The organism is Caballeronia terrestris, from assembly GCF_001544515.1.
GTDB classification, from domain to species: Bacteria; Pseudomonadota; Gammaproteobacteria; order Burkholderiales; family Burkholderiaceae; genus Caballeronia; species Caballeronia terrestris.
The window spans coordinates 117,060-123,135 of the sequence record NZ_FCOL02000018.1 but is presented as its reverse complement, the minus strand read 5'-3'; the positions used below and the strand labels follow the sequence as shown (position 1 = coordinate 123,135).

The following is a 6,076-nucleotide window of genomic DNA, read 5'->3' as shown; positions in this document are numbered from 1 at the left end:
CTGCGCCGTGCACCCCACGTCTGAGCGCGTAGCGCGAGGACGGATGTATGACTGCTGCACCTGTCCGGCGTACCGCGCGTTGCCACAGTGGGTCCGCGAGCCAAGCCCGGTTCCCCCCGTGAGGGCGACACTTACTCTCCAGCGCCAATCCGCTTTTACGCGAGTGAGGGTTTGTTAGCTTTGGCGGTTGGAAGCTGCTTTCTTTGCTTACTTTCTTTGCAGCAGCAAAGAAAGTGAGTCCCGCCCCGGACAGGGGCAGAGCTAATAGACCGCTAAGAAAGCAAGTTCCATCGAAGCACGAGTGCATCAAACGGTTGAATCCTATCAATCTCAATCTCAATCTCAATCGGCACGAAGCACAATCGTCGCTAAAGGCGGCAACGTCAGCGCAGCTGAATGCGCTCTGCCATGGCTCGCAAAGTCATCCGCGTGAATCACGCCGCCATTGCCCATATTCGACCCGCCGTAAATCGAAGCATCGGAGTTGAGCACCTCACTCCACCGTCCGCCGCGAGGCAACCCGATTCGATATCCCTGTCGCGGCACCGGCGTCAGGTTACACACGACGATTAACTCACGTCCCTCGCCATCCGTGCGTCGAAACGCATAGACGCTATTGGCGGAATCGTCCCCCACGAGCCAGTCGAACCCTCGCGGATCGCTATCCAGCTTGTGAAGCGCTGGCTCCTCGCCGTAGAGCCGGTTCAAATCGCGCACGAGCTTCTGCAAGCCGCCATGAAATGGGTCGTCGAGCAAATGCCAGTGCGGCGTCGTATCGTGATCGAACTCGGCAACCTGCCCGAACTCGCCGCCCATGAACAACAGCTTCTTGCCCGGATGCGTCCACATGAACCCGAGATACGCCCGCAAGTTCGCAAACTTCTGCCAGCGATCCCCCGGCATCTTGCCGATCAACGACCCCTTCCCATGCACCACTTCGTCATGCGACAACGGCAGCACGAACCGCTCGGAGTACGCGTACACCATGCCGAACGTGTACATGTGGTGATGGTACTGGCGATAAACCGGGTCCTCCTCCATGTAGTGCAACGTGTCGTGCATCCAGCCCATGTTCCACTTGAAGTCGAAGCCGAGCCCGCCGTCCTCGACAGGTGCCGTCACGCCCGGCCAGGCTGTCGATTCCTCGGCGATCGTGATCGCGCCCGCGAACTGCCGTACTTCGTGATTCAGCCGCTTGAGAAACGCAATCGATTCGAGATTCTCGCGGCCGCCATACATGTTCGGCACCCACTCGCCCGCCTTGCGCGAGTAGTCGCGATACAGCATCGAAGCCACCGCGTCGACGCGCAATCCATCGACGTGATAGCGCTTCAGCCACGCAAGACCCGACGCGACCAGGAACGCGCTCACCTCGTTGCGGCCGAGGTTGTAGATCATCGTGTTCCAGTCCTGGTGATACCCCTCGCGCGGATCGGCATGCTCGTAAAGCGGCGTGCCGTCGAACTGGACGAGGCCGTGCGCATCGTTCGGAAAGTGCGCGGGCACCCAGTCGAGGATGATGCCGAGCCCCGCCTCGTGCGCGCGGTTCACGAACTCAGCGAACTGCTCCGGCGTGCCGAAACGCGCGGACGGCGCGAACTGCCCGAGCGGCTGATAACCCCACGAGCCGCCGAACGGATGCTCGGCGATCGGCATGAATTCGAGGTGCGTGAAGCCCATGCCCTTCGCGTACGGAATCAGCCGCTCAGCGAGTTCGTGCCAGTTCATCCCGCGATTGCCGTCCTCCTCGACGCGCAGCCACGACTCGGCGTGCACTTCATAAATCGTGATCGGCGCGCTCGCTGTCTGCTTCGCACCGCGTGTCTGCATCCAGTCGGCGTCGGTCCACTGATAGCCGTCGATGGCATCGCCGTCCGCAACGACCGATGCAGTCGCCGGCGGTTTTTCGCTTTGCATCGCGCACGGGTCGGCCTTGAGCGGCAGCGTGTGGCCATCGCGCGCGACGATCTCGTACTTGTAGCGCGTGCCCGCGCCGAGTCCCGGCACGAAGAGCTCCCACACGCCCGCGTTATGCCGCAGACGCATCGGATGGCGGCGTCCGTCCCACGAGTTGAAGTCGCCGACCACCGACACGCGTCGCGCATTCGGCGCCCACACGGCAAACCGCACGCCCGCGACGCCTTCATGCGTGACCGGCCGCGAGCCCAAGCATTCGAGCACCGCGTACGGATCGGCATTGGCGAGCCCGTTCAGCCAATCCTCCGACAGAACCGGACCGAACGCATACGTATCGTGCGTTTCCTGCGGCGTGCCGTGCCAGTCGATGGCAAGACGATACGCGCCGGGTCGATCGACGAAGCCCGAATAAAGGCCCGCGTCGTGAATCTTCGTCAGGCTGCCGAGCGGCGCGCCGCTTTCGCGGTCGATCACCGTCACGCCGGATGCACCAGGCAGCAGCACGCGCACGACGTGGCCCGCTTCCGTCTGGTGCATGCCTAGCTTCGAAAACGGATCGGGATGGCGAGCCTCGACGAGGGCGTCGATGTCGAGCGAATGCAGGCCCTCGGCAGGGTCTTTCGCATCGGTACGCTTATTCATGTTGGGTTCCATCGGAGGTGTCCTTGGTTGCTTCGATCACGTGGCGCGTGCCGGGCGCGGGCGGCGCGCCCGTGTCGCCCAGCAGGCGGCTCGCGAGCGACGCGAGGCCGCGCAACGGCAGACCGATCCACGTCGGACGGTTCGCCGCTTCGTAGCGGATTTCGTAGGCGGCCTTCTCGATCAGGAAAAGGTCCAGCAGCGCGGCGTAAGTCTTCTCGCCCGCGATCGGCTCGGGTGATTGCGCCACCGCCTCCTTGTATTGCAGCAAGAAACTCTCCTCAGCATGCGCGCGCAGCCGTTCGAAGAGCGCGCGCTTGCGATCGGCGGTCTGTGCGGGTGCGTTTTCCGTCGTCGATTGCGCGGCGGCGCTGGCATACGAAAGCGAACGCAGCAGACCGGCCACGTCACGCAGCGGACTCGTCTTGCGGCGGCGTTCGTCGAGCGCGCGCGCGGGCTCGCCTTCGAAGTCGATCAGGTAGGCATCGCCTTGCGCCATCAGCACTTGTCCAAGGTGGAAGTCGCCGTGGATGCGGATGCACAGCGCATCGGTGCTTTCGGGCACGAGCTTCTTCACCGCTTCGATCAGCATGTCGCGACGATCGATCAGGCTTTGCGCGAGGAAACGGTCGTGCTCGTTGAAGTCGCCGATCTTCTGCGTGATGATGTCGAGCGCCGTCGTGAGCAGGCCGAGCGTGCCGCTCAACCAGTTGTCGACGTCCTGCTGGGTCGCGCGTTGCGGCGCGAACGCTTCGTCGTCGGTCGGCGAGGCAAGCGCGACGTGCAGTTCGCCGAGGCGCTTGCCGATGATGCCCGCAATCGCGCGATAGCCTTCGAACGCTTGCAGTTCGTTCTGATGATTCGGCGAATGCTCTTCGGTATCGACGGCGACCGCGAGTTCATCGACGATGCGGCGCAGATAGTCGAGCGCGTAGTTCCAGGCGTCGCCCTGGTTGTCGATATAGCCCTGCAGAATCGCGAGCGTATGCGGCACGTTTTGCGGATCGACGCGCACTACTTCGCCGAAGAGCGGTCCGGTGTTCGCGTAGCCGAGCTTCGTCAGATAGCGGCTCATTTCCGCTTCCGGATGAATCCCGCCCACCAGCCTCCGCACGAGTTTCAGCACCACTCGATCGCCGATCACGAGCGAGCTGTTGCTCTGTTCGGCCGCGAGCCAGCGGATTTCGGGCGGCGCTTCGGGCGTGAAGTCGAGTTCGGCGAGACGCTCGGTCGGGAGGAAGCGGATTTCGCTCTTTTGCACGGTCGGCACGACGGCGCGCTCGCGCAGCTTCTTCAACACGCCGTAAGTGAATTGCGGCACGGCGAACGCGTCCGTCAGGTGCCCGATGTTGCGATTGCGGCGCACGCGCGCGAGCGCGAGCTGCATGTAGAGCGGGTACGTCGTCTCGGTGCCCCACGCAATTGCGAGCGGCAGCACGTAGCGTTCGGTGTGATCGCCGACATCGGCTTCGATTTCAGTGAACGCGAAGCCCGCGCCTTCGATCGTCGTCAACGCGGCAAGCCGCACGCTCTTGAGCTTCTGATCCTTCGATGCAAACCAGCGCCGCTTGCTCAAGTACGACGGCAGCACTTCCGATTCGAGCAGACGCACGTTCTCGGGCGTCGGCCCCGTTTGACCCGCGCGGATCACCATCGTGACGAATTCGGGCAACTGTTCGGACGGCGCCTGGCTCCACGCCGGACGCAGGTTGCCCGGGCAAAGCTGGAACCAGAGGAAGCCGTAGGGTGGGAAGGTCAGCAGATACGTGAGCTGGCCGATCGCGGGGAAGGGCGAATCGGCGGTCATTTCGAGCGGCACCGAGCCCGCGTATTCCGACAGATCGAGCTCGACCGCTTGCGGCGCGCGCGAAAGATTAGCCACACACAGGATCGCCGGTTCGCCCGGCAATTCGCGCAGGTAAGCGAGGATCTTGCGATTGTTCGGACGCAGGAAGCGGATTGTGCCACGCCCGAACGCGTGCTTCGAGCGGCGTACGGCGAGCATCTTGCGCGTCCAGTTGAGCAGCGAATGCGGGTCGCGGCTTTGCGATTCGACGTTGACCGCGTCGTAGCCGTAGAGCGAGCCCATCACGGGCGGCAGCACGAGCTGCTCGGGATCGGCGCGCGAGAAGCCGCCATTCCTGTCCGACGACCATTGCATCGGCGTGCGTACGCCGTCGCGGTCGCCGAGGTGGATGTTGTCGCCCATGCCGAGTTCGTCGCCGTAGTAGATGACAGGCGTACCCGGCATCGAAAGCAGCAGCGAGTTGATGAGTTCAATGCGCCGGCGATCGCGTTCCATCAGCGGCGCGAGGCGACGGCGAATGCCCAGGTTCAGGCGCGCGCGGCGATCGCTGGCGTACGTGTTCCACAAGTAATCACGCTCCGAATCGGTGACCATTTCGAGCGTCAGTTCATCGTGATTGCGCAGGAAGATCGCCCATTGATTCGTCTCGGCGAGGTCCGGCGTCTGACGCATGATGTCGGTGATCGGGAAGCGGTCTTCGCTCGCAATCGACATGTAGATGCGCGGCATCAGCGGGAAGTGGAACGCCATGTGGCATTCGTCCTCGTCGCCGAAATATTCCTTCACGTCCTCCGGCCACTGGTTCGCTTCGGCGAGCAGCATGCGGTTCGGATACTCGGCGTCGATGGTCGCGCGGATCTTCTTCAGGATCGCGTGCGTCTCGGGCAGGTTCTCGTTGTTCGTGCCTTCGCGTTCGACGAGATACGGCACGGCATCGAGCCGCAGCCCGTCGATGCCCATGTCGAGCCAGAAGCGCATCACCTGCAGCACTTCCTTCAGCACGGCGGGGTTATCGAAGTTCAGGTCGGGCTGGTGATTGAAGAAGCGGTGCCAGTAGTACTGTCCCGCGACCGGATCATGAGTCCAGTTCGAAGGTTCCGAGTCGATGAAGATGATGCGCGTTTCTTCGTACTTCTTGTCCGTATCGGACCACACGTAGTAGTTGCGATGGTTCGAGCCGGGCTTCGCCAGCCGCGCGCGCTGGAACCACGGGTGCTGATCGGACGTGTGGTTGATGACGAGTTCCGTGATCACGCGGATATCGCGCGCGTGCGCTTCCTGGATGAAGCGCTTCACGTCGCCGAGAGTGCCGTAATCCGGATGCACGTTGCGATAGTCGGCGATGTCGTAGCCGTCGTCGCGTCGCGGAGAGGGGTAGAAGGGCAGGAGCCAGATTGTATCGACGCCCAGTTCCGCGATGTAGTCGAGCTTCGCCAGCAGGCCGGGGAAATCGCCGATGCCGTCGTTGTTCGCATCGAAGAAGGACTTGATGTGGATCTGGTAGATGATCGCGTCTTTGTACCAGAGCGGATCGTTGCTGAGAGTCGATGTCTTGTTGCGCTTCACAGGTTCGCTCCGTATGTTTGTTTTCGCTGGCGCTTTAGGCTGGTTTGCCCTTTGCTGTTGCCTTGGTCTTTACACCGTTTGATGCACTTGGGCTTCTGTGGAACTTGCTTTCTTTTCGGTCTATTAGCTCTGCCCCTGTCCGGGGCG

General features: G+C 62.6%; 2 protein-coding genes. Both read right to left on the bottom strand.

All coding sequences use genetic code 11. The features are described from left to right. Nucleotides 1-342: 342 nt before the first annotated feature. On the bottom strand, nucleotides 343-2,559 hold the full coding sequence (glgB, locus tag AWB67_RS17230; RefSeq protein ID WP_087657458.1) for a 1,4-alpha-glucan branching protein GlgB: 2,217 nt from the start codon (nucleotides 2,557-2,559) through the stop codon (nucleotides 343-345). Then, complete coding sequence (gene treS, locus AWB67_RS17225) at nucleotides 2,552-5,929, bottom strand: maltose alpha-D-glucosyltransferase (RefSeq protein WP_087657457.1); 3,378 nt, start codon at nucleotides 5,927-5,929, stop codon at nucleotides 2,552-2,554. The genes glgB and treS overlap by 8 nt, the downstream gene beginning before the upstream one ends. Nucleotides 5,930-6,076: the final 147 nt, after the last annotated feature.

Excerpts from the sequence above, each read along its gene's own strand:
- glgB (WP_087657458.1), bottom strand. The coding sequence starts at position 2,559 with ATGAATAAGCGTACCGATGCGAAAGACCCTGCCGAGGGCCTGCATTCG.